The sequence below is a fragment of the Thioalbus denitrificans genome, assembly GCF_003337735.1.
GTDB classification, from domain to species: Bacteria; Pseudomonadota; Gammaproteobacteria; order DSM-26407; family DSM-26407; genus Thioalbus; species Thioalbus denitrificans.
The window spans coordinates 36,299-60,806 of record NZ_QPJY01000005.1 but is presented as its reverse complement, the minus strand read 5'-3'; the positions used below and the strand labels follow the sequence as shown (position 1 = coordinate 60,806).

At 71.8% G+C, this 24,508-nt stretch carries 19 protein-coding genes; 16 read left to right on the top strand and 3 right to left on the bottom strand.

Annotated elements, in window-relative coordinates:
* The first annotated feature begins 85 nt into the window (after positions 1-85).
* The 13 genes from fhcD to DFQ59_RS11315 all read left to right on the top strand — a co-directional run bounded on the left by fhcD (position 86) and on the right by DFQ59_RS11315 (position 14,818).
* Positions 86-994 (top strand): formylmethanofuran--tetrahydromethanopterin N-formyltransferase, encoded by a 909-nt coding sequence (fhcD, locus tag DFQ59_RS11375; RefSeq protein WP_114279833.1) that lies wholly within the window; start codon positions 86-88, stop codon positions 992-994.
* Positions 991-1,803, top strand: a complete 813-nt coding sequence (locus DFQ59_RS11370) for a formylmethanofuran dehydrogenase subunit C (protein WP_114279832.1) — start codon at positions 991-993, stop codon at positions 1,801-1,803. Before fhcD ends, DFQ59_RS11370 begins: the two co-directional genes overlap by 4 nt.
* A 6-nt stretch (positions 1,804-1,809) precedes the next feature.
* On the top strand, positions 1,810-3,375 hold the full coding sequence (locus tag DFQ59_RS11365) for a PAS domain-containing protein (protein WP_114279831.1): 1,566 nt from the start codon (positions 1,810-1,812) through the stop codon (positions 3,373-3,375).
* Positions 3,372-4,040, top strand: coding sequence for a response regulator transcription factor (locus DFQ59_RS11360; RefSeq protein WP_114279830.1), 669 nt, complete (start codon positions 3,372-3,374; stop codon positions 4,038-4,040). Before DFQ59_RS11365 ends, DFQ59_RS11360 begins: the two co-directional genes overlap by 4 nt.
* A gap of 123 nt (positions 4,041-4,163) precedes the next feature.
* Positions 4,164-4,709 carry an OsmC family protein gene (locus tag DFQ59_RS11355; protein WP_114279829.1) on the top strand — a complete coding sequence of 182 codons (546 nt, stop codon included), beginning with the start codon at positions 4,164-4,166 and terminating at the stop codon, positions 4,707-4,709.
* 16 nt (positions 4,710-4,725) lie between these two features.
* Positions 4,726-5,937, top strand: coding sequence for an OmpP1/FadL family transporter (locus DFQ59_RS11350; protein WP_114279828.1), 1,212 nt, complete (start codon positions 4,726-4,728; stop codon positions 5,935-5,937).
* Positions 5,938-5,956: 19 nt separating this feature from the next.
* The gene (gene lpdA, locus DFQ59_RS11345) at positions 5,957-7,402 is read left to right on the top strand and encodes a dihydrolipoyl dehydrogenase (protein ID WP_114279827.1); all 1,446 of its coding nucleotides are present in this window, start codon (positions 5,957-5,959) and stop codon (positions 7,400-7,402) included.
* Positions 7,386-7,763, top strand: a complete 378-nt coding sequence (gene gcvH, locus DFQ59_RS11340) for a glycine cleavage system protein GcvH (RefSeq protein ID WP_114279826.1) — start codon at positions 7,386-7,388, stop codon at positions 7,761-7,763. The genes lpdA and gcvH overlap by 17 nt, the downstream gene beginning before the upstream one ends.
* A gap of 724 nt (positions 7,764-8,487) precedes the next feature.
* Positions 8,488-9,057, top strand: coding sequence for a cupredoxin domain-containing protein (locus tag DFQ59_RS11335; protein WP_114279825.1), 570 nt, complete (start codon positions 8,488-8,490; stop codon positions 9,055-9,057).
* 33 nt (positions 9,058-9,090) lie between these two features.
* Positions 9,091-10,623 (top strand): cbb3-type cytochrome c oxidase subunit I, encoded by a 1,533-nt coding sequence (locus DFQ59_RS11330; RefSeq protein WP_211314906.1) that lies wholly within the window; start codon positions 9,091-9,093, stop codon positions 10,621-10,623.
* Positions 10,624-10,761: 138 nt separating this feature from the next.
* Positions 10,762-11,619 carry a heme o synthase gene (gene cyoE / locus DFQ59_RS11325; RefSeq protein WP_114279823.1) on the top strand — a complete coding sequence of 286 codons (858 nt, stop codon included), beginning with the start codon at positions 10,762-10,764 and terminating at the stop codon, positions 11,617-11,619.
* On the top strand, positions 11,600-14,053 hold the full coding sequence (locus tag DFQ59_RS11320) for a heavy metal translocating P-type ATPase (RefSeq protein WP_114279822.1): 2,454 nt from the start codon (positions 11,600-11,602) through the stop codon (positions 14,051-14,053). Before cyoE ends, DFQ59_RS11320 begins: the two co-directional genes overlap by 20 nt.
* A 66-nt stretch (positions 14,054-14,119) precedes the next feature.
* Complete coding sequence (locus DFQ59_RS11315; protein WP_170142137.1) at positions 14,120-14,818, top strand: SCO family protein; 699 nt, start codon at positions 14,120-14,122, stop codon at positions 14,816-14,818.
* Between the two features lie 39 nt (positions 14,819-14,857).
* On the opposite strand, the gene DFQ59_RS11310 is transcribed toward DFQ59_RS11315, so the two are convergent.
* The 3 genes from DFQ59_RS11310 to mtoX all read right to left on the bottom strand — a co-directional run bounded on the left by DFQ59_RS11310 (position 14,858) and on the right by mtoX (position 18,886).
* The gene (locus DFQ59_RS11310; RefSeq protein WP_114279820.1) at positions 14,858-15,394 is read right to left on the bottom strand and encodes a TlpA disulfide reductase family protein; all 537 of its coding nucleotides are present in this window, start codon (positions 15,392-15,394) and stop codon (positions 14,858-14,860) included.
* On the bottom strand, positions 15,375-17,348 hold the full coding sequence (locus tag DFQ59_RS11305; RefSeq protein ID WP_114279819.1) for a cytochrome c peroxidase: 1,974 nt from the start codon (positions 17,346-17,348) through the stop codon (positions 15,375-15,377). Before DFQ59_RS11305 ends, DFQ59_RS11310 begins: the two co-directional genes overlap by 20 nt.
* Before the next feature lie 155 nt (positions 17,349-17,503).
* Positions 17,504-18,886 carry a methanethiol oxidase gene (gene mtoX / locus DFQ59_RS11300; RefSeq protein ID WP_281268253.1) on the bottom strand — a complete coding sequence of 461 codons (1,383 nt, stop codon included), beginning with the start codon at positions 18,884-18,886 and terminating at the stop codon, positions 17,504-17,506.
* A 389-nt stretch (positions 18,887-19,275) separates the two neighbouring features.
* Between mtoX and DFQ59_RS11295 the strand changes: the two genes are divergently transcribed.
* From DFQ59_RS11295 to fdhF, 3 genes are all read left to right on the top strand, one after another.
* Positions 19,276-19,854, top strand: a complete 579-nt coding sequence (locus DFQ59_RS11295) for an SCO family protein (RefSeq protein WP_114279818.1) — start codon at positions 19,276-19,278, stop codon at positions 19,852-19,854.
* 70 nt (positions 19,855-19,924) lie between these two features.
* Positions 19,925-21,601 (top strand): NAD(P)H-dependent oxidoreductase subunit E, encoded by a 1,677-nt coding sequence (locus tag DFQ59_RS11290; protein WP_114279817.1) that lies wholly within the window; start codon positions 19,925-19,927, stop codon positions 21,599-21,601.
* Positions 21,601-24,363 carry a formate dehydrogenase subunit alpha gene (gene fdhF, locus DFQ59_RS11285; RefSeq protein ID WP_114279816.1) on the top strand — a complete coding sequence of 921 codons (2,763 nt, stop codon included), beginning with the start codon at positions 21,601-21,603 and terminating at the stop codon, positions 24,361-24,363. The genes DFQ59_RS11290 and fdhF overlap by 1 nt, the downstream gene beginning before the upstream one ends.
* The last annotated feature ends 145 nt before the right edge of the window (positions 24,364-24,508 follow it).

Below are 24,508 nucleotides of genomic sequence, written 5' to 3'. Positions count from 1 at the left end.
CGGCGGCGCTGGCACGGACCCTGCTATCGGGAGAAGACACCGCGCCGGCATACCGCCGGCCGCCCCGGAGCCGAAGAGGAGCGCCGTGCACCTGAACGGAGTCGAGATCGAGGACACCTTCGCCGAGGCCTTCGGCATGCAGGCCACGCGGGTGATCATCACCGCCATCAGCGCCCGCTGGGCCCGGACCGCCGCCGAGACCATGACCGGGTTCGCCACCTCGGTGATCGGCTGCGGCGTGGAGGCGGGCATCGAGGCGGAGCTGGCGCCGGCGCAGACACCCGACGGCCGCCCGGGCGTGAGCGTGCTGCTGTTCGCCATGTCGGGCGACGACCTGGCCAAGCACCTCGAGCGGCGCGCCGGCCAGTGCGTGCTCACCTGCCCCACCACCGCCCTCTTCGCCGGGATGGAAGCCGGGCCGGAGGGCGGCAAGCCGGTCCCCCTCGGCCAGCGGCTGCGCTTCTTCGGCGACGGCCACCAGGCCAGCAAGCTCATCGACGGGCGGCGCTACTGGCGCATCCCGGTGATGGACGGGGAGTTCCTGTGCGCGGAGCTGAGCGCCCGGGTGAAGGCGGTGGGGGGCGGCAACTTCCTGGTGCTGGCCACCGGGGTGGAGGCGGCGCTCGCGGCCTGCGAGGCGGCCGTGACGGCCATGCGCCGGCTGCCCAACGTGGTACTCCCCTTCCCGGGCGGCGTGGTGCGCTCCGGCTCCAAGGTGGGCTCCAAGTACAAGGCCCTGCCCGCCTCCACCAACGACGCCTACTGCCCCACCCTGCGGGGACTGGTGGAATCGCGCCTGGCGCCGGAGATCCGGGCGGTGCTGGAGATCGTGGTCAACGGCCTGACCGACGCCGACGTGCGCGGCGCCCTGCGCGCCGGCATCGGGGCGGCCTGCGCCGGCGGCCCGGAGAGCGGGGTGCGCCGCATCTCGGCGGGCAATTACGGCGGCCGGCTCGGCCAGTTCCACTACCCCCTGCGGGAGGTGCTGGCATGAGCGCCCTGACCCTGGAGCTGAGGCAGCCACTCCCCGGCCGGGTGGATCTCTCCGGCCTCCGCCCGGACCGGCTCGCCGGGCTCGGCGCGGGGGCCATCGAACGGCTGGCGCTGCCCTGCGGCCGGACGCCGGTGGCCCTCGGCGAGCTGTTCCGCGTGCGCCCCGGCGACCCGGCCGAGCTGCGCATCCTCGGCGGCGATCCCCGCCTCGACGGCGTGGCGGCGGGACTCGACGGCGGCCGGGTGCTGGTGGAGGGGGACGTGGGCTGGTACGCCGGCGAGGGGCTGCGCGGCGGGGTGCTGGAGATCCGCGGCAGCAGCGGGCCCTTCACCGGCAGCGCCATGGCCGGCGGGGAGATCCGCGTCCACGGCGATGCCGGCGAGCGTCCCGGCGCCCCCCGCGCCGGGGAGCGGCGCGGCATGACCGGCGGGGTGCTGCACGTGGCCGGCAACGCCGGCGCCCGCGCCGGGGAGCGGATGCGCCGCGGCCTGCTGCTGGTGGACGGCGACGCCGGGGAGTGCTGCGCGGCGCGGATCATCGCCGGGACCGTGGCGGTGCTGGGCCGGGCCGGCGCGCTGGCCGGCACCGGCATGCGCCGGGGAACGCTGCTGCTGGGCACACCGGCGCAAGGGCTGCCGCCCACCTTCAACGCCACCGGCGCCTGGCGTCCGGGCTTTCTCGAGCTGCTCATCCCGGTGCTGGCCCGCCACCAGCCGGCCTGGGCGGAACGGCTGCGGGGAGACCCGCTGCAGCGCTGGGTGGGCGACCTGGCCACGGACGGCAGGGGAGAGCTCTTCGCGCCGGACTGAGCACCGATGACCCACGCCGCTCTCATCAGCGCACTCGCCGCCGGGCTCGCCGCGGGCGGCGGCGCCGCCTGGCTGGGCCTGCGGCGGCAGGCGCGGCGGCGTGGCGCCCGGGGCGACGACCTGTTGTTCCGGACCCTGTTCGAGGCCGCCCCGGAGTGCGTCAAGCTGCAATCGCGGGAGGGCATCGTCGAGCGGATGAACGCCGCCGGGCTGGCGCTGCTGGAGGCCAGCCGTCCGGGACGCATCGTCGGCCGCTCCGTCTACGGCGTCATCGCCCCCGAACACCACGCCGCCTACCGGGCCCTCACCGAGGCGGTGTTCAGGGGCGAGCCCGGCACCATGGAGTTCGAGCTGCTCACCTTCCGCGGCCGGCGGCGCTGGCTGGAGACCCACGCCGTGCCCCTGCGCGCCGCCCCCGGCGGTGCCGTGACGGGACTGCTGGCCATCACCCGCGACATCACCGAGCGCAAGTGGATGACGCGGCAGCTGGAGGAGCAGCGCAACCGCCTGCGGACCATCATCGAGTCCGAGCCCGAGTGCGTGAAGCTGCACGACCGGCAGGGCGTCATCCTGGAGATCAACCCGGCCGGCCGCGCCCTGCTCGACGCCGTCTCCTCCGGGCAGGTGGTGGGCCGCACCGTCTACGATTTCCTGGTCCCCGATTATCACGCGGCCTACCGGGCCCTCACCCGGCGGGTCTTCGCCGGCGAGCGCGCCACCCTGGCCTTCGAGGTGACGGGCCTCGGCGGCCGGCGCCGCTGGCTCGAGACCCACGCCACGCCGCTGCGCGACGGCGAGGGGCATATCGACGCCCTGCTGGCCATCACCCGGGACATCGACCAGCGCAAGCGTGCCGAGGCCAAGCTGCGCCAGCAGCAGGCCGAGCTGGCGCACGTCTGCCGGCTGAGCACCCTGAGCGAACTGGCCTCGGGGCTGGCCCACGAACTGAGCCAGCCCCTGTGCGCCATCTCCAGCTACGCGGAATCGGCCGCCGCGCTGCCCGGCGCCGACGGCGAGGTGCGGAACCTGCTGGAGCGCGTGGTGGAACAGTCGGGCCGCGCCGCGACCATCATCGGCCGGCTGCGCGACTTCGTGCGCAAGCGCGCCCCGCGGCCGGCGGCCACCCCGCCGCAGGTCATCGTCGACAACGTGCTGCATTTCACCGCCGCGGAGCTGCGCCACCACGGCGTGATCCTGCACAGCTCCGTCACGCCCGACCTACCGCCGGTACGCGCCGACCGGGTGCAGATCGAGCAGGTGCTGATCAACCTCATCACCAACGCCATCCAGGCCCTGGCCCGGGTCCCCGCCGGCGAGCGCCGCATCAACCTGGAGGCGGCGCTCGAGGACGGGGCGACCATCGCCTTCCAGGTCTGTGACAATGGCTGCGGCATCAGCCCGCAGCACTGCACCCGGCTGTTCACCCCCTTCTTCACCACCCGCAGCGGCGGTCTCGGCCTGGGGCTGTCCATCAGCCGCACCATCGTGGAGGACCACGGCGGGCGCATCGCCTGCACCGTGGAGGACGGGGAGACCCGCTTCCGCTTCACCCTGCCGGTGGCCGGCCCATGACCTCCGCCCCCGCCGGGACCGTGTACGTGGTGGACGACGATCCCGCCATCCGCGAGGCCATCGCCGTGCTGGCGCGCTCGGTCCACCTGCCGGCGCGGGAGTTCGACTCCGCCCTCGCCTTCCTTGAAGCCTACACACCCGCCGGCCCCGCCTGCCTGGTCACCGACGTCTGCCTGCCCGGCATGGACGGCCTGGAACTGCAGCAGGCCCTGGCCGAACGGGATCCCGGCCTGCCCGTCATCGTCGTCTCCGGCCACGGCGACATCGCCATGGCGGTGGAGATGATGCGCCGGGGCGCGCTGGACTTCATCGAGAAGCCGTTCCGCAACCACGTCCTGCTCGCGCGCATCCGCGAGGCCCTGGAGCGGGACGCGGAGCGCTGGAGACGGCAGCGGGCCGAGGCCGGGGCGGCGCTGCGCCTGGCCCGGCTCACCCCGCGGGAGACGGAGGTGGCGCACCACCTCGCCCGGGGCGAGTCCAACAAGCAGGTGGCGCGCGCCTTCGCGCTCAGCCCGCGCACCGTGGAGGCCCACCGGGCCAGTATCCTGCGCAAGCTCGAGGTGCGCTCGGTGGCCGGGCTGGCCACCCTGCTCCTCGCCGCCGGGGCCGGCGCGGCAGCCGCGCCGGCCCCGGAACCCTGTAGTTCTACGGAGTCCCCACCGTAGTCGCGCGAATTTCCCCCCGCCGACTTTCCTCCCAGCATTGAACTGCGGGCGCTGACGCGCCCGCACCGTCGCGGCACTGCACCGCGGCGGACCTATACAGAATCCTGCGAGGAGGAAATACCCATGTCCCAGGAAAATGTCCGGGCCGCGCTGCTCAAGACCATCGGGAACATCCAGAACAACCCCAGCCAGTCGAACGTGGTTTTCCGCGCCAGCAGCGTGCTCGAGGAGGATGTCCGCTGCCGCGTCCAGATACGCGAATTCCCCTCCTTCACCATCGACGAGCCGCCGGAGCTGGGCGGCCAGGACTCGGCCCCCAACCCGGTGGAGCTGGTGCTCGCCGCCCTCGGCACCTGCCAGGAGATCATGTACTCGGCCTACGCCTCGGTGATGGGTGTCGAGCTGACCTCGGTGGAGGTGAGCGCGCGCGGCTACCTCGACCTCAAGGGTCTTTTCGGCCTCGACGCCGAGGTGCCCCCCGGCTACAAGCGCATCACCTTCGACACCCGCATCGAGAGCCAGGCCGACGAGGAGACCCTGGCCCGGCTCATCGAAACGGTGGAGAGCCACTGCCCGGTGCTGGACATCCTCAGCCGCGCCATCCCCGTCAGCGGGACGGCAAGTGTCAACGGCCGGCAGCTGCGCAGCCTGCAGACCAGCGCCGCCTGAGCCCGGAGACACCCCGATGCGGATATTTCGTGCAACCCCCCTGGCCGCCGCTCTCGCGGCGGCCGGGCTCACCCTTCCGGCCTGGGTCGGCGCCGCCAACTACGGCACCGACCTCAACCTCACCATGATGCCCGCCGCCGGCGGCATGGGCGGCGTGGGCGTCGCCCGGCCCCAGGATGTGGGTTCGGCCGTGTTCGGCAACCCCGCCACCCTGGGGCAACTGGACGGTACCCGGTTCATGTTCGGCGCCACCTTCTACACCCCCCGCGTGGAGGCCCGCCACGACGGCAGCACCACCGGCAGCGCCTGGTCGGGCGACTCCGGGGCCGGTCCCTATCTGGTGCCCAACGTGGCCATCAGCCAACCGCTGGGGCCGGACACCACCCTGGGGCTCGGCCTGAGCGTCATCGCCGGGGTCGGCTCCGACTTCCGCGGCATCGCGGGCAGCCTGGATCCCCTGGCGGAAATTCTGGTGTTCGGCGCCAACGCGGCCCTGAGCCGGCGCATCACCGACCGCCTCAGCCTCGGAGCCGCCGCCACGGTGGCCATGGGGCTGGGACAGGCCGGCCTCAACGGCAATACTGCCTCCACCAGCAACTTCGGCATCCGCGGCACACTCGGCGCCACCTACACCGCCGGCGGACTGACCCTGGGCGGCTACTACCGCACTCCGCTGTCCATCGAGTACGAGAACATGGTCCAGTACGGGGCATCGAGCTACCACAGCCCCACCTTCGAGCAGCCCCGGGAAGTGGGGCTCGGCATCGCGATGGACAGCCTGCTGGGCGGGCGCCTGCTGCTGGGCGCGGACCTGGTCTGGAAGGACTGGGAGAGCGCCGAGGCCTACAGCGACCTCTACAAGAACCAGCTCATCGCCGCGATCGGGGCCCAGCTCGGCCGCGGTCCCCTGCGCTGGCGCATCGGCTACAGCCATGCCGACAGTCCCATCCGCGACGACGTGGGCTCCGCGGTCGGCGACATCGACTCCCTGTGGCTCGGTGGCGGCACGGTGCCGCTCAACCCGGCCCTGGTCCAGTACGTCCAGGCCACCAACGCCGAGGTGATCTGGGAGGACCAGGTGACCCTTGGGCTGGGCTGGGACATCAACGCCGGACTGACCCTCGACGCCCATGCCGGCGTGGCGCTGAAGAACGAAGAGGCCATCGGCGCCACCGAGGTGGAGGCGGGCGCCTGGCAGCTCGGCGCGGCTCTCACCTGGCGCTTCTGAACCAAGGAGGCAAGCATTGATGACATCGTTCCAGGATCACCGGGGGCAGCGCCCCCACATCGGCATCATCGGCGGCGGTCCGGCGGGCTACGTGGCGGCTCTCCGGGCTGCCGCCCTCGGCGCCCGGGTCACCCTCGCCGAGGCCGCGGGGCTCGGCGGCACCTGCCTGCACCGCGGCTGCATCCCCACCAAGCGCCTCGCCACCACCGGCCACCTGCTCGACCGGCTGCGCGACGCGGCCCGCTACGGCATCGCGCTGGAGGGTGCGGCCACGCCCCGCTGGCCGGAGATGGCGGCGGGCATCTCCCGCCTCACCGGTGGCCTCGCCAAGGGCATCCACGGCCTGTTCGGCGACCGCGGTATCGAGCTCATCCCGGCCCGGGCCCGGCCGGAGCGCGAGCGCGGTCCCGCCCTGCGCTTCGACGACGGCCGCCGTATCCGGGTCGACCACCTGCTCCTGTGCACCGGATCCCGGCCCCATGTCCCGGGCGGCATCCCCCTCGACGGCGACCGCGTCTGCACCAGCGACGAGGTACTGGGCTGGCGTGACCTGCCCGCCTCCCTGCTCATCGTCGGCGGCGGCGTGATCGCCTGCGAGTTCGCCTTCATTTTCGCCGCCCTGGGCGTGGAGGTGACCCTGGCCGGACGTGCCGGGACGCCCCTGCCCGGACTCGACCCCGACGTGTCGCGGCTCATCGCCCGGGAGCTGAAGCGGCGTCGCATCCGCTTCCTCGGTGGCCGCGGCATCGACCGGGTGGAAGAGGAAGGCGGCACCCTGCGGGCCTGCCACGGCGAAACGGAGCTGGGGCGGGCGGAGCGCATCCTGGTCTGCACGGGCCGCGTCCCCAACACCGGCGACCTGCTCCCCGGGCTGGGACTCGAACCGGGGCCACGCGGGGAGATTGCCGTGGACTCCTGGATGCGCACCGCGGTGCCCGGCATCTATGCGGCGGGCGACGTCACCGGCGGCGCCATGCTGGCCCATGCCGCCTCGGCCCAGGCCCGGGTGGCCGTGGAGCACATGCTGCGGGGCGGGGGCCGCACCTACACCGCGGACCACGTGCCGCTGGCCGTCTTCACCCAGCCCGAGGTGGGCTGCGTGGGACTGACCGAGCCGGAAGCCCGAGCCCGGGGAGGGGCGGTGGCCTGCAGCCGCTTCGAGCTGCGCACCCTCGGTCGCGCCCAGGCCATGGGCGAGACCAGCGGCTTCGTGAAGCTGGTGGCCGACCGCCGGACCCGCACCCTGCTCGGCGCCCACATCGTCGGCCCCTGCGCCAGCGAGCTGGTGCACGAGGCGGCGGTGGTGCTCCGCCGCGGCGGCAGCGTCGAGGAGCTGGCCGGGACCGTGCATGCCCACCCGACCCTGTCCGAAGGCATCCAGGAGGCCGCCGAGGACCTGTTCGGCCAGGCCGACCACACGCCCCTGCGCCACGACCTGGAGGTGGATCATGTCCCCGCCCCCTGACCGCCGCTACAGCACCGCGCATCTGTGGGTGGAGAGCATCGGGGAGCGCTGCCGGATCGGCGTCACCCACCATGCCCAGGAAACCCTGGGCGAGCTGGAGTTCGTGGATCTTCCGGAAGCAGGCGCACGGCTGGCGGCCGGAGAGCCGTTCGGCGCCCTGGAGTCCAGCAAGGCTATCTCGGACCTCATCGCGCCGCTGGCGGGCGTCGTGGTGGCCAGCAACGGCGCTCTCGCCGAGACGCCCGGAACGGTCAACGCCGCCCCCTATCACGAGGGCTGGCTGATCGAGCTGGAACCCGCCGACCCGGACGCCCTGGCCGACCTGCTGGACGCGTCGGCCTACGCGGCGCTGACGGTATGACGCGAACACCGGCCGCGGGTCCTGGGCGCCCGCGCCGCAACTGAATTCCCAACCCGCGCTCCGGGACCGGTGCGGCACAAGCCATGGAGAAGCCCTATTTCCACACTGATGCAGGGGCAAAACAGACTGTTGTCCCGACTGTTCCATTTCTGGCGCAGGTCGATACGGCGCGGCCATCCGGGTCCGGTTCCACCGCCCGGCCGGAACCGGACCCGCCCCACCGGTGTTGATAATCAGGGGCATTTTCACTCGCTTCCGTACCCCAGCGCCCGAATATCCGAAAAACCCGCCCGCGCCATTTTCACGCCACCCCCGACGGGCGCGGCTACGGCCGGAACCGGCGCCCCACCTGGTTTCGGCGCATTTTCATCGCCCCGATTAATCAATATCCGACAGCGCCCGGATTGATAATTTATTTATTTTATTAACCGATGCTTAATTGATGTATATCAAATACCGGATTGACCCATTCAAAACCCGGGCGGTTTTCCGGCGATTTTCATTACAACGATATTATCGCCGCCAATAAAGTGGCATACAGTATGCTTCTTTGTACATGACGACGAGCGGGCCCGCGTGGATATTCCACCGCGACAGGTGTCCGGCACCCCGATCTCGTCGCACACGCTGACAGGCAACCGGCGGGCATTGGCTGAAGGGTTGCAGCCATGAGTGGCCAGACCGATGACGATGCAGCCGTCCACCAACCAGAAGGTGACCGACCATGCTTGATTTCCTGTACCAGTCCGGCTGGGGGGCATTCACGATAATGCTCCTGCTGCAGATCCCCTTCGTGATTGTCTTTCTCTCCATCGTCTACAAGAAGGCATTTGTCGATTCCGCCCCCAGCGCCACCCATCCGAAAAAGTTCTCGCGGGTGGAGGTGACCTGGCTGGCGTTCGCCGGCGCGGTTTTCCTGCTGGTCAACATCCTGAGCATCAGCTACATGCCGATGGTCTCCACCGCCCACGCCGCCAAATCCGGGCAGGCGATCCAGGAGGTGGACGTCACGGCGCGCTCCTGGAGCTACGACATATCGGAGCGGACCATCGAGGCGGGAGTGCCGGTGCGCTTCTCCGCCAAGAGCGCGGACACCATGCACAGCTTCTCGGTCTACCACCCGGACGGGAGAGTCCTGTTCACCATGCAGCTGCTCCCCGGGCTGAAACAGGCCGCCTCGACGATTTACACCTTCACCGAGCCGGGACGCTACACGGTCCGCTGCCTGGAGTACTGCGGCATCGTGCACCACGGCATGCGGGATGAACTGGTCGTCGTCGACGCCAGGGGCTGACAGGGCTTCCGAAAAGCGAGGATAGAGAAAATGTTGAACGCAACCGCAATCGTCCAGAACACCCCGCTGTTCGGCAGGATGTTCAACGTCGACAGGAGCACCGGGCTCGAGGACATCAACGCCTGGCCGAGCCTGATGGTCATGACCTCCTTCGTGTGGCTGATCGCCGCCGCGCTGCTGGGGATCCTGATGCCCGTGGCCCAACTGCTCGGGCTGAACACCAATGTCTTCTACACCGCCATCACCGCCCACGGCGCGGCCCTGGCGTTTCCCTTCACCTTCCAGCTCATGGTGGGCGTGAGCCTGCACCGGGCCGGCGGCTGCCTCGGAAAGAAGGCCTCGGGAAAACTTCCGGCGCTGATCTACTACTGCATGAACATCGGCGGGCTGCTGCTCACCGCCGCCGTCTTCTCCGGGCTCAAGATCAGCTACGCGGTGATGTATCCCCTGCCCATCGTCGGCGTGCAGACGGGACAGTGGAGCATGGGGCTGGTGGTGCTCGGCTTCACCGGCATCGCCCTGGTCCTGACCTCGGTGATCTTCCTCTACCCGCTGCAGCTCCTGCGCATGACCTTCTTCTCCAGGGAGCACGAGGAGCTGGTGCTCTCCCGGCGCACCATCAAGGACCCGGGGATGGTGGGCATGATCATGGCGGCCCTGGTGCTGCTGATCACCGGCACGCCGCTGATGATCATCGCCGGCACCATCCTGCTCGGCCTGTACGGGATCCTGCCCATGTCGGCCATCGCCTGGGCCGCGGAGCCGGTGGTGTTCCAGTTCGCCTTCTACATCTTCGCCCACAACCTCATGGAGGCGATGGCGATCATGGTCATCAGCGCCGTGTACGCCACCCTCCCGCTCTACCTCGCCGACGGCACCCGCAAGCTCTACAGCGACAAGCTGGCCAACGTGGCGCTGTGGATCCTGCTGGTCACCTCCGTCACCTCCTTCTTCCACCACTTCTACAACATGTTTCCCGCCCTGCCCTCGGCGCTGGCCTACCACGGCAACATCATGAGCTGGGGCACCGGCATCGGCGCGGCGTTCTCCATCTTCACCATCCTCGCCACCATCTGGAAACACGGCATCCGGGCCGAGCCCGGGCTGATGGCGATCCTGATGGGCTTCGTCATCTACATCTTCGACGGCGTCACCGCGATGGTCATCGCCAACGTGGCGGTGAACGCCCAGCTGCACGCGACCATGTCCGTCAGCGGCCACACCATGTCGGTGCTGACGGCCATGGCGCTGATGTGGATGGGCGTCTTCTACCACCACTACCCGGTAATCACCGGTCGCCGCCTCGACCGCACCCTGGGCAACCGCTTCGTCGCCCTCTACAGCATCGGCGCCATGGGGCTGCTCTACACCTTCCAGGCCGGGGGCGCGGCGGGGATGCCGCGTCGCTTCGCCGACTGGGCCCAGGGCGGCTGGATGGGCTACGGGGTGGCGATCCTGATCTTCGGCCTCATCCTCAGCACGGCCTTCGTGGTCTACCTCGTCAACCTGCAGCGGGCCCGGGAGATCTCGCCCCTCGGGGATCTCGCCGCGGAAACGGCGACCTGAGGGACCGGGCAGCTGATGCTCTTCAACCGGGCAACGAGCGGGGCGGCCGTGCCGGCCGCCCCGCTCCGCGACCGGAGGCAGTGGGTACGCACCACCCGGTGCAGTGCGGTATCGGTCCAGGCGGAGGTTCCAGGCGGCATGGTCAGACAACTCGGCAACCTGTTCAAGCTGCGCATCGGCATCATCATGACCCTGACCGCGGTGGTCGCCATGCTGGCGACCCCCGGCCGGCAGATGACGGCGTGGGAGACCGCCATCCTGGCCCTCACGGTCCTGGTGGCCGCCGCCAGCGCGGGCGCATTCAACCAGTACTACGAAACCGACCTGGATGCGCGCATGAAGCGCACGCGCAACCGGCCCTTCGTGACCGGCGCCTTCCACAAGAGCGCCGCCTGGCTGCTGGTGATCACCGGCATGCTGGCGGCGAGCGTGGCGGTGGCGGTCGTCGTGCTCAACGCCCAGGCGGCCCTCCACATCTTCCTCGGCGCCTTTTTCTACGCCGTGGTCTACACGGTGTGGCTGAAGCGGCGCACCTGGCTGAACATCGTCATCGGCGGCGCCTCCGGCAGCTTCGCCGTGCTGGCCGGCGCCGCGGCCGTCGACCCCGCCATCGGGCCGGTGCCCCTGCAGCTGGCGCTGGTCCTGTTCTTCTGGACCCCGTCCCATTTCTGGAGCCTCGCCATCGCCCAGCGGCAGGACTACGCGGCGGCCGGCATTCCGATGCTGCCCGTGGTGGCCGGCAACCGGACCGCCGCCCGGGCGGTCCTCGCCAACACGGTGATCCTCGTCGCCGTCTCCATCCTGCCGTTCTTCTACGGGCTCGGCTGGATCTACCTGGCCGGCGCCGTGGCGGGCGGGGGCTATTTCATCCACCGCAACCTGCTGCTGCTGCGCGACACCTCGCCGAAGTGCGCGATGAGGAGCTTCTTCGCCTCCCTCGCCCAGCTCAGCCTGCTGCTGGCCGGAACGGTGCTCGATGTCTGCATCCCCCTCTGACCCGGCCACGCCGGCGCGGGACGGCCGCGCGCCGGACGCCGCGGGCTGCGCGCTGTGCGGCGCGCCCACTCCCGCGCCACCCGTCATGGACGGCGGCCGCGGCTTCTGCTGCCACGGCTGCAGCACGGTGTTCCGCACCTTCGGCAGCGCAATTCTCGCGGCGGCGGCGCGGCCCGCGGCCAACGCCGCATCGCCGCCGCCCCAGGGCGCCGAGGCGTTCCTCCGCATCGAGGGAATGCACTGCTCCTCCTGCGAAATCCTGATCGAGCGCTGCGCGGCGGGCATCGAGGGCATCCACTCGGTCAGCTCGAGCTACGCCACCTCCACCGCCCGGGTCGTCTACGATCCCGGGCGCATCCGGGAGGCGGACCTGCCCCGGGCGATCGGCCGCGCCGGCTACCGGGCCAGCCTGCGCACCGGGGGGCCCGCCGCGGAGAGCGACGACTCGCGCTCCCTGCTGCGGGTCATCACCGGGGCGGCGCTGGCGGCCACGGTGATGATGCTCTACCTCGCGTTCTTCTACCCCACCCACCTCGGCCTCGTGGCGCCGGGGGACCTGGAGCCGGTGGGCTGGCTCGCCTTCACCGCCGCGCCGCGGGCCATGCTGGTGCTCACCACGCTGCTGGTCTTCCTGGTGGGGGCGCCGATCCTGCGCGGCGCCTGGATCGGGTTCCGGGCGCGGGTGCTCAACATGGACAACCTGCTGGCGATCGCCATCCTGGCCGCCTATGGCTACAGCGCCGCCCGGCTCTTCACCGGCTCGCTGGATCTCTATTTCGACGTGGCCGCCGTGATCGTGGCGGTGGTGACCACCGGCCGCTACTTCGAGCAGGGCGCGAAGGCGGACGCCACCCGCGAGCTGGCCCGGCTCACCGAGGCCTGGGCGCCGGCCGCCCGCACCCGGCGGGACGGCGGGCTCCGGAGCCTCCCCCTCGGCGAACTGCGCCCCGGCGACCGGGTCCTCATCCGCGCCGGGGAGCCGGTGCCGGTGGACGGCCGCGTCGTGCTGGGACAGGGCGCGGTGGACGAGTCCCTGATGACCGGCGAGCCGTTTCCCGCGGCCCGGGGGCCGGGCGAGGCCGTCCTCGGCGGAACGCGGCTGGTGGAGGGCGGACTGGAGATCGAGGTGGGCGCGGCGGTCTCCAGCCAGGTCGAGAACCTGGCCCGGGTGCTCTGGAGCGTCCAGGGCTCGACCGCGGGGGTGCGGGGGTTCGCCGATCGCATCGCGCGGGTCTTCGTACCGGCGGTGCTCGCACTGGCCGCGCTGGTCTCCGGCTGGCTGCTGCTGGAGGGGGCGCAGCCGGGCGCGGCGCTGCTGGCCGGCCTGGCGACGCTGATTGTCTCCTGTCCCTGCACCTTCGGCCTGGCGGTGCCCCTCACCACCGCCACCGCCGTCGGCGCGGCCCTGCGCCACGGCATCCTCGTGACCAGCGCCGACACCTTCGCCAAGCCGCCGCGGTTCGACATCTTCGCCCTGGACAAGACCGGCACCCTCTCCACCGGCAGGATGTCCGTGGTGGAGGTCCTGGGACCACCGGTGGTGGCCGCCCGCGCCGCCGCCGTGGAACGCCTTTCCAGCCACCCCATCGCGGCGGCCATCGCCGGGCTGGACGCCAGCCTGGCCGCCACCGACCTCCGGCTCCACCCCGGCAAGGGTGCCGAGGCCTCGGTGGAGGGGCGGCGGGTGGTGGTGGGCGGCCGGGCGCTGTACGCCACCCTCGGCTGGGAGATTCCCGCCCGCCTCGCCGCCGCGGCCGCCGCCCGCCTGCCGGGCGAGGGGGTGATCTCCTACGTGGGCTGGGAGGGCCGCGCCCGGGGCGCCATCGTCACCCGGGACCGCCAGCGCCCGGAGTGGGAGGCCGTCATCGACCGGCTGCGGGAGAACGGACGCGTGATCCTGCTCACGGGCGCGGAGCATCCGAGCGGGTACGAGGAGCGGGCGGACGCCTTCCACGCCGGCATCCCGCCGGAGGCGAAGGCGGCCGTCATCCGGCAGCTCCGCGCGGAAGGCCGGGTGGTCATGGTCGGCGACGGCAGCAACGACGCGCCGGCGCTGGCCGCCGCCGACCTCGGCATCGCCTTCGGCACCCCCACCCCGCTCGCGGCGGAGGCGGCGGACATCGTCATTCCCGGCGACCGCCTGGAGCGGGTCTTCACCGCCTTCGAGCTGATCCGCACCACCCGGCGCCGGGTCCGGCAGAACATCGGCTGGGCCCTGCTCTACAACGCCGTGGCGATTCCGCTGGCGGTGACCGGCGTGCTCAATCCCCTGTTCGCCGCCCTGGCCATGGCCACCAGCAGCCTGCTGGTGGTCTGGAACTCATCGCGCCCGCTCATCGGCGTCGCCGACCTTCCGGCGGATGCGACGGCGGCGCCGCCGGACGCGGGGCAGGCACCCGCCCCGTCCGCCCGGGGCTGGGCCGGACAGCCCTAGCTTATCGGGACGGCACGGGGACCACGCACCCCGGCACAGCAGAGGAGAGAGTCGAGTATGAGGAAGATGCAAACGGACACCGCGGGACCGGTCCGGCCCCGCATTCACCTGTGGCTCCTGGCCACGCTGCTGCCGGTGCTGGCCTTCGGGCTCACCCTCGCCCTGGACGGCCTGCGGGGCGGCCGCGAGGCGCCGGCAACCCCGCACCTGCAGCCGGCGCTCGCCCAGGCCACGCTGCTGCCCGGCCCGCGGCGGGTCGAACCCTTCACCCTGACCGCGCACAACGGCGCGCCCTTCACCGAGGCCTCGCTCCGGGGCCGCTGGAGCCTGCTCGCCTTCGGCTACACCTCCTGCCCGGACATCTGCCCGACCGCGCTCGCCAACCTGGCCCGGGTGCGGCACCTGCTCACGGCCGAGGATGCGGACACCCCCTACCGGACGGTGTTCGTCTCGGTGGACCCGGAGCGCGACACCACGGCGCGGCTCGCCGGCTACGTGCCCTATTTCCACCCCAGCTTCATCGGCGCCACGGGCACCCCCGCGGAGCTGGCCGGGCTCGCCCGGCAGCTCGGCATCCGCTACGAGAAGGTGGAGGCGCCCGACAGCGCCATGGGCTACCTCGTGGATCACTCCGCGGCGATCCTGCTCATCAACCCCCGCGGGGAGTACGCGGCCGTGTTCGGCGCGCCCCACGACCCGCGGCTCATGGCCACGGACATCCAGGCGATCGCGCGCGCCGCGGCCGGGAACGCGCAGGCGCGCTGAGTCCGGATCGGATCGCCGGCGGGGGACGGGCGGAGGGCCTCAGCCGCCCTCCGTCCCCATCAGCTCGCGCAGGCGCGCGATCATCGCCGGGCTGTCCCACTCGCGGTCGCCCACGGCCACCGCCACCTGGCGGCCCTGCGGGTCCACCAGGTAGGTGACCGGCAGCCCCGGGATGTCCCAGCCGGAGACCGCCAGCGCCTCGTCCATCACCACGGTGAAGCCCACCGGCACCTGCTCGAGAAACTTCTGCGCCGCGGCGGCGCTGGGGCCGGCGTGCACCGCCAGCAGTTCCAGCCCCTCGGGCCGGAGGGTGCGCCAGGCCCGCTCCATGGAGGGCATCTCCTTGCGGCAGGGGGCGCACCAGGCGGCCCAGAAGTTCACCAGCACCCAGCGCCCCCGCAGGTCCGCCAGGCGCACGGTATGGCCCGCCAGGTCCGGCAGCTCCAGGGGGGCGGCGGGCGGCGTGCCGGCCACCGGCTGCAGCCCCTCCCCGGCCGCCGCCGGCAGCGTGCCGGCGGCGGCCAGCAGCAGGCCCAGCAGCAGGCCGCGCCCGGCTCTAGCGCAGGCGGTTGTCATGGCTCCAGTTCGGATCGTCACGGGTAATGTCTCCCACGGGCGCGGCGAAGGCGTCGGCGATGATGAGCTCCACGTTGTCGCCGGTCAGCGACTTCAGGAAGGCGACCAGGTCGTCCACCTCGCCCTCCGAGAGCTCCAGCGGCCGGATGAGGGGCGAGAGCAGCTCGTTGTCCACCCCGCCCCGATTGTAGAACTCCACCACCTCCCGCAGGGAGCCCAGGGAGCCGTTGTGCATGTAGGGCGCGGTGAGGGCCACGTTGCGCAGCGACGGCGTGCGGTACTTCCAGCGATCGCCGGGGTTCTGGGTCACCTCGTAGAGCCCCACGTCGCCGGGCGGGCGCTCGGAGACGGTCTCCACCACCGCCATGTCCACCTCCACGGTGACCCCCGGCGCCAGCAGCACCGGCTTCCTCGACGGCGGCCGGTACATGGACTCGCGGTAGCCGACGCCGGTGTTGTGCATATCGTTGTCGGTGAACAGGGCGGATTCCCCGCCCACCGTGTGGCAGGCCGCGCAGCCCGCCTTGCCGGTGAACAGCCCGAAGCCGCGCCGGGCGGCCGGATCCAGCGCCTCCGCCTCGCCGCCGTAGCGCCAGCGATCGAAGGGCGAGTTGCCCGAAACCAGCGCGCGCTGGTAGGTGGCGAACGCCTCGCCGAGGGTCTCGGCGTCGAGGCCGCGCCCGGGGAAGGCCGCCTCGAACCGCCCGGCGTAGTCGGGCATGCGGCGGATCTTCTCCAGCACCCAGCCCATGGAGGGGTTGGCCATCTCGTTGCGGGCCAGCAGCGGCCCCCAGACCTGGTGCTCCAGCGAGAACTCGCGCCCGTCGTGGAACAGCCGGGTGGCGTAGGCGACGTTGTAGAGGGTGGGCGAGTTGCGCCGCACGGTGCGCCCCTCCACCCCCACCGCCGTGCTCAGCTCGTGGTTGGTGAAGCCCTGCTCGGGGATATGGCACATGGCGCAGGAGAAGGTGTCGTTCAGGGACAGGCGCCGGTCGTAGAACAGCTTGCGCCCCAGCTCCAGCTTCTCCCGGGTGATCGGGTTGTTCTCCGGCACCGGCAGCGGCGGCAGGCCCAGGGGCGTGCGCTCCGCCAGCGCCAGCAGGTCCGCGGCGCGGCCCCGGCGGTTCTCCACCGCCAGGCTGCGGGTGGCGTAGTCCCCGCTCTCGTAGCCCTCCTTGAAGTCGCCGGGGCGGTAGCGGTCGGGCAGCCCGGCCGGGTGGGCGGCGGCCGTGTGCGTCTCCTCCGCGCGCGCCTCCAGCAGCAGGGTCTTCACGTCGTTGCTGATGAGCTTCGGGTACAGGAAGGCCACGCTGTAGATGTTGCGGATGCGCCGCTCGGGATCGATCAGGAACACCCGCAGGATATGGGAGAAGCTGGAGGTGGGCCGGCCCTCGGCGTCCACGTCACGGATCACCGACTGGTTGTAGGCCGCGAGCAGGGGTTCGAGCTCCGCCTGGGAGGCGGTGGTGAGGAAGCGCCAGTCGCCGGGGCCGTCCCGGAACGCGGCGCCGTAGAGGTCCATCACCTCCGGCGTGTCGAACTCGGGATCGAAGGAGAGGCTCACCAGGCGCAGGTTGTCCGCCAGCTCCGGATCCTCCGCCATCAGCTTCTGCATCCGGTGCAGCACGGCGGTGGCCAGGGGGCAGCCGTTGACATCGCTGCAGTGGCTGTAGATGAAGCTGAGCAGGACGTAGCGGCCGTCGAACAGGTCGTACAGGCGCAGGGGCCGGCCGTCGCTGGCGAGAACCCGGCCGTCGGCCGCGGTGCCGAGAGGGGGCAGCCGGTAGCTGCCGGGGGCCGGCGGCTCGTAGTCGACACCGGTATAGAAGGGGGCCTGGATCCGGGCGCCGCCCGCGGGCGGCTCGGTGTCGCGCTGGTCGGCGTGGGCCTGGCCCGCCAGGGGCAGGGCCAGGAGCGCGGCGCCGGCCGCGAATCGTTGCAGGAAAGGGAACATGCCTGTCGCATCCTCGTGTCACGTGGCCCGCCGCCGCGCCGCCTCTTCGGTGCGGGTGCCGGGTCCATCGCCGTGAAGGGAGCCGCTCCCCCGTCCGGGGGAGCGGCTCCGCGGGTCCAGTGCCGGATCCGCGGGGATCCGGCCGGGGCGCGGGCTCAGTCGCCCTGGGCGACCCGGCTGCCCTCCCCGGGCTTCCTGGCGTACAGGCTGTAGGCGCCGAAGCGCATCTGGTGGGCGCGGCCGAGATTCTCCTTCATGAAGTCGATCTCGAACTTCTTGGCGAGGTTCTTGCCGTCCCACTCGTAGAGCTTGAGGTACTGCTCGTTGTCCGCGCCCTTCTTGTCCCAGTTGGCCAGCAGCGAGCTGGTGTAGTAGAGGCGCTTGCCGTCCCAGCTGGAGGAGACCATGTTCACCTGGGCGCCGATCTTCTCCTCGTGCACCTGCTTCGGGTGGAAGGGGTCGGTGATGTCGAAGCCGCGGGTCTTGCCGTCCATGAAGGTGTTGACCCACAGCATGCTGTCGTCGCTGCTGATGGAGATGTCCACCGGCAGGGGCACCTTGGAGGGATCGCCCACGTCGGCCACTTCGTCCGCGCGCCACTGGCCCTGGTCATCCTCGTGGATGAGCCAGATCTTGGAGGTCAGGGCCGTGGTGGTGAAGCAGTAGTTGTGGTTCGGCTGCCAGGCGCAGCGGATCTCCAGCGGCGCGCCGGGCACGTCGAACACCTCCTTGGGCTTGCGCTGGTGCAGGTCCCAGCGCACCACGGTGTTGCCGAAGCGCTTCATCGCCTCCGGGTCGTTCAGCATCTTGCCGAAGTCCATCATGTAGTTGGACCAGCCGGTGAAGGCGGAGGTGAACATGGAGTTGCGCCGCGGCAGCACGCGCACGTCGTAGCCGTAGCCGTCGGCGTAGTTGCCGGTCTTCTTCGCGCCCTGCAGGCTGTCGTCGGTGGGCATCCAGTAGGTGGCGACGTACTCGCCCTCGTTGGTGTACTCCACCAGCGCGGTGCGCCCGCCGTGGTCCTTGTTGTTGGACAGGCCGGTGATCATCATGCGGCCCGGCAGGGCGTAGGTGGTGTGGGGGCCGACCACGCCGCCGCTCTTGGAGACGAAGTCGGTGATCACCTTGGAGAGCTTCGGCTGGCGGGGATCGGAGTGGACGTCGAAGATGAACACCTTGTTGGTGTCCAGGCCACCGGCCCAGAGGTACATGCGGTCATCGGTGAAGCCGGAGTGGTGGGCCTCGTTGCGCCCGCCCACCGACAGGGTGTTCACCACCTGGCCGTAGGTCTTGGAGTTGGGGTTCACGTCCACGGTCACCAGCTTGTCCTGGCCGTCGCCGACACCTTCCACGCCCAGGGTCCAGACGTAGACGTAGTCCTCCTGGCCCACGATCTTGGCCATGTAGGGCGACATGCAGGTCTCGTCGGCCTGGCCCGTCACCGGCACCATGCCCACGGCCAGCGCGGCCATGCCCAGCGCGGCGGTGGCCGCGGTGCGTCGGAACTTCTGCGTCACTGTCATCTTGTGCTTGTTCATGATGGTTGTCTCCACCTCGCTCAGAAAGAGATTCCTTTGGGGGGCTGCCGTTGATTTATGCACCTTCGCGCCGCCGGTTCCGGACTCCGGCACCCGGCCGCGCGGGCAGCCCTGATATGACAAAAGGCAATTTCGGTGCCAATACCCCTGCAACCTCATAGGACAATGGCCACCGCCCGCCGGGCGGTGCCCGGCGTGACACCACGGCAACAGACTGGCCGCGCGAGTGCCCGGAAAGCGTGACACCCCGCGGGCTCCTGCGCCGGGCGCGGCGGGAAGAATCCGGGCGCGGGCGGCTGGTATGCATCCTGCATCGCCCGCCCCCGGACCCCCGGCCCACAGCGCAAGCGGGCCGGAATGAGACAGGATGACCCGCAGGGAGACGCAGAATGAGACACCTCAGCCCCTGGCCGGCGCTGTTCGCGCTGCTGTTCGCCCTCGGCACACCCGCCCAGGCGCGCCTCGGCGGTGACTTCACCCTCACCGACCACGACGGCGCCCCCTTCAGCCTGGAGCAGGCGCGCGGCCAGGTGGTGCTGCTGTTCTTCGGCTACACCCACTGCCCGGACATCTGCCTGACCACCCTGGGCGAGGTGACCGCCGCCCTGCACCGCCTCGGGGAACTGGCCGACCGGGTGCAGCCCCTGTTCGTGAGCGTCGACCCGGAGCGGGACACCCCGGCGGTGCTGCGCAACTACGTGGGCTGGTTCGACCCCCGCATCACCGCGCTCACCGGCAGCCCGGACGCGATCCGCGCCGTCGCCGACCAGTACCGCGTGCGCTACAGCTTCGGTCCCCGCGAGGCCAGCGGCTTCTACCCGGTGGACCACAGCGCCGATCTCTACGTGATCGACACCGACGGCCGGCTGGTGCGCAAGCTGCCCTACGGCATCCCGCCGGAGACCATCGCCGAGACGGTGCGCACCCTCCTGCGGCGCGCCGACGCCCCGGCCGCCGCCCACCGCTGAAAGCCCGCGCCCCGCGGCGGCATATACTGGTTCCGGACAGAAACCGAACGCAGAAACGAGGAGAGACGACTTGACCAGCGCCACACCGGACCGGCCCCGCCGGGCCCGCGGACGTCCGCGCGGCCGCACCGCAGAGCCCCGGGCCCTGCGCGAGGTGCGCGCCCTGCTGGGCGACGCCCCCCGCCGCCGCGACCTGCTCATCGAGCACCTGCACCGCATCCAGGACGCCCACGGCCATCTCTCCACGGCCCACCTCACCGCGCTGGCCGAGGAGCTGAGCCTCGCCGCCGCCGAGGTCTACGAGGTGGCGAGCTTCTACCACCACTTCGACCTGGTGCGGGACGGCGAAACGCCCCCGCCGCCGCTGACGGTGCGGGTGTGCGACTCGGTGAGCTGCGAGCTGGCCGGCGCCGGCGAGCTGCTGGCAGCGCTGAAGTCGGCCCTCGGCGCGGGCGTGCGGGTGCAGGCGGTGCCCTGCGTGGGCCGCTGCGCGGAGGCGCCCGTGGCGGTGGTGGGACACAACCCGGTGCCCCGCGCCACGCCCGGGACGGTGGCGCAGGCGGTGGCGAACGGCGCCACCCGGGCGCCGCTGCCCGCGGCCATCGACTACGACGCCTACCGCGCCGGCGGCGGCTACCGGCTGCCGGCGCAGCTGGAGAGCGGCGGGCTCGCGGTGGAAGCGGTCATCGCCACCCTGGAGGACGCCCGCCTGCGGGGCCTCGGCGGCGCCGGCTTCCCCGCCGGGCGCAAGTGGCGCATCGTGCGCGGCTACCCGGGCCCGCGGCTGATGGCGGTGAACATCGACGAGGGCGAGCCCGGCACCTTCAAGGACCGCCACTACCTGGAGCGCGACCCCCACCGCTTCCTGGAGGGGCTGCTGGTGGCCGCGCGGGCGGTGGAGGCGGAGGCGGTCTACATCTACCTGCGCGACGAATACGCCGGCTGCCGCGCCCTGCTCGCCCGGGAGCTGGAGCGGCTGCGGGCCGACCCGCCCTGCCCCCTCCCCGAGCTGCACCTGCGCCGCGGCGCCGGCGCCTACATCTGCGGCGAGGAGTCGGCCATGATCGAGTCCATCGAGGGTCGCCGCGGCATGCCCCGCCTGCGCCCGCCCTACATCGCGGAAACAGGCCTGTTCGGGCGCCCCACCCTGGAGCACAACCTGGAGACACTGTACTGGGTGCGTGACATCCTCGAGCGCGGCGCGGAGTGGTTCGCGGGCCAGGGGCGCCACGGCCGCAGCGGGCTGCGCAGCTTCTCGGTGAGCGGCCGGGTGCGCAACCCCGGCGTGCACCTGGCGCCGGCCGGCATCACCCTGCGCGAGCTCATCGACGAGCACTGCGGCGGCATGGCGGAGGGCCACGCGCTCCACGCCTGGTTCCCGGGCGGCGCCTCGGGCGGCATCCTGCCCGCCGCCATGGCCGACCTGCCCCTCGATTTCGGCACCCTGGAGGAGCACGGCTGCTTCATCGGCTCGGCCGCGATCATCGTGCTCTCCCAGCACGACGGCGCCCGCGCCGCGGCCCTCAACGCCATGCGCTTCTTCGCCCACGAGTCCTGCGGCAAGTGCACGCCGTGCCGGGTGGGCACCGCCAAGGCCGCCGCCCTCATGGAGGCGCCGGTGTGGGACCGCGCCCTGCTGGAGGAGCTCGCCGCGGTGATGAGCGACGCCTCCATCTGCGGCCTGGGCCAGGCCGCCCCCAACCCGCTGCGCAGCGTGCTGCGACACTTCCCCGAGGAGATCGAGTGATGTCCGCGCTCCCCGCGACCGCCCCCGTGAGCTTCACCCTCGACGGCCGAACCCTGGAGGCGCTGCCGGGCGAGACCCTGCTGCAGGCGGCCCGCCGCCACGGGGTGGAGATTCCCCACCTCTGCCACCAGGACGGCCTGCGCGCCGACGGCAACTGCCGCGCCTGCGTGGTGGAGATCGAGGGCGAGCGGGTGCTGGCCCCCTCCTGCTGCCGCGCCCCCACCGAGGGCATGGTGGTCCACAGCGCCACCGGGCGCGCCCGCCGCGCCCAGCGCCTGGTGCTGGAGCTGCTGGCCTCCGACATGCCCGAAGCGCCCTACACCCTGCACAACGAGCTGGACCAGTGGCGCCGGAAGCTGGAGCTGGGCCCGCCGCGCTTCCCGGCCCGCCCCGACGTGGCGGCGGACGCCTCCCACCCGGCCATCGCCGTGCGCCTGGACGCCTGCATCCAGTGCACCCGCTGCCTGCGCGCCTGCCGCGAGACCCAGGCCAACGACGTCATCGGCTACGCCGCCCGCGGCAGCCAGGCCCACATCGTCTTCGACCTGGGCGATCCCATGGGTACGAGCAGTTGCGTGGGCTGCGGCGAGTGCGTCCAGGCCTGTCCCACCGGCGCCCTGGCGCCCGCCGGCGGCGTGGCCCTGGAGGCGCCCGACCGCTCCGTGGACTCGGTCTGCCCCTACTGCGGCGTGGGCTGCCAGCTCACCTACCACGTGAAGGACAACCGCATCCTCCAGGTCACCGGCCGCGACGGCCCCGCCAACCACGGGCGGCTGTGCGTGAAGGGGCGCTACGGCTTCGACTACGTCCACCACCGCCACCGCCTGACGAAGCCGCTGATTCGCCGCGCCGACGCGCCCAGGACGCCGGAGCTCGGGCTCGATCACGACGACCCGTTCCGCGACTTCCGCGAGGCGGGCTGGGAGGAGGCGCTGGCGTTCGCCGCCGGCGGCCTCAAGGCCATCCGCGACCGGCACGGCCCCAAGGCCCTGGCCGGCTTCGGCTCCGCCAAGGGCTCCAACGAGGAGGCCTACCTGTTCCAGAAGCTGGTGCGCACGGGCTTCGGCAGCAACAACGTGGACCACTGCACGCGCCTGTGCCACGCCTCCTCGGTGGCGGCGCTGCTGGAGATGATCGGCTCCGGCGCCGTCTCCAACCCGGTGGCGGACGTGGCCGAGGCGGACGTCATCGTCATCATCGGCTCCAACACCACCGACAACCACCCGGTGGCGGCCACCTTCATCAAGAACGCGGCCCGGGCGGGCAAGACCCTCATCGTCATGGACCCGCGGCGCACGGCCATCGCCCGCCATGCCCGCCATTTCCTGCAGTTCCGGCCCGACAGCGACGTGGCCCTGCTCAACGCCCTGATGCAGGCCGTCATCGAACAGGGACTGGTGGACGAGGCGTTCGTGCGCGAGCGCACCGAGGAGTACGCGGCGCTCAAGGCACACCTTGCCGCGTTCACGCCGGAGGCCATGGCCCCGGTGTGCGGCATCGACGCCGACACCATCCGCGAGGTGGCGCGGGTCTACGCCTCGGCCCCCAACGCCATCATCTTCTGGGGCATGGGGGTGTCCCAGCACGTGCACGGCACCGACAACTCCCGCGCCCTCATCTCGCTCGCCCTCATCAGCGGCCAGATCGGCCGGCCGGGCACGGGCCTGCATCCCCTGCGCGGCCAGAACAACGTGCAGGGCGCCTCCGACGTGGGGCTCATCCCCATGGTCTTCCCCGACTACCAGCGGGTGGACAACCCGGAGGCGCGGGCGCGCTTCGAGGCCCTGTGGGGCACCGCCCTCGATCCCGAGCCGGGGCTCACCGTGGTGGAGATCATGCACGCGGCCAAGGCCGGCGAGATTCGCGGCATGTACGTCATGGGCGAGAACCCGGCCATGTCCGACCCGGACCTGGCCCACGCCCGCGCCGCGCTCGCCGGGCTGGAGCACCTGGTGGTGCAGGAGATCTTCATGACCGAGACGGCCTGGTACGCCGACGTCATCCTGCCCGCCTCCGCCTTCCCGGAGAAGAGCGGCACCTTCACCAACACCGACCGCCGGGTGCAGCTGGGACGGGCCGCCCTCGACCCGCCGGGCGCGGCGCGCCAGGACCTCTGGATCGTCCAGGAGATGGCGCGGCGCCTGGGGCTGGACTGGAACTACGACGGGCCGGCCAGCGTCTTCGCCGAGCTGCGCCGGGCCATGCCGAGCATCGCCGGCATCTCCTGGGAGCGCCTGGAGCGGGAGGACGCCGTCACCTACCCCTGCCCCAGCGAGGCCGATCCGGGCCAGCCGGTCATCTTCACGGAGGAGTTCCCCCGCCCCGGCGGCCGCGCCAGGCTGGTGCCCGCGCCCCTGCGCAACGCCGCCGAGCTGCCCGACGGCGACTACCCCTGGGTGCTCATCACCGGCCGCCAGCTGGAGCACTGGCACACGGGCGCCATGACCCGCCGCGCCACGGTGCTCGACGCCATCGAGCCCTTCCCGGTGGCGAGCCTGCACCCGGAGGAGCTGGAGCGGCTCGGCCTGCGCCCGGGTGAGGCCGTGACCCTGCGCTCCCGGCGCGGCGCGGTGACCGCCTTCGCCCGCGCCGACCGCGGCCTGTCGCCGGGCCAGGTGTTCCTGCCCTTCTGCTACCACGAGGCGGCCGCCAACCTGCTCACCCACGACTTTCTCGACCCGGTGGCGAAGATCCCGGAATTCAAGTTCTGCGCCGTGCGGGTGGAGCCCGCGCCGGGCCCGAACGCTCACCCGGACGGGTGACGCACTGTCACGTTTCCGTGACAGTGTCCCGCGCTGACAGCGGCCCGGGGTTGCCCGGAGGATTTCCCCGGGACTAGACTCGGGTATTACTGCAGCATGACCACAATACGAACAGCGCCGTCTCCACGGTCCCGGAGAACGGCGC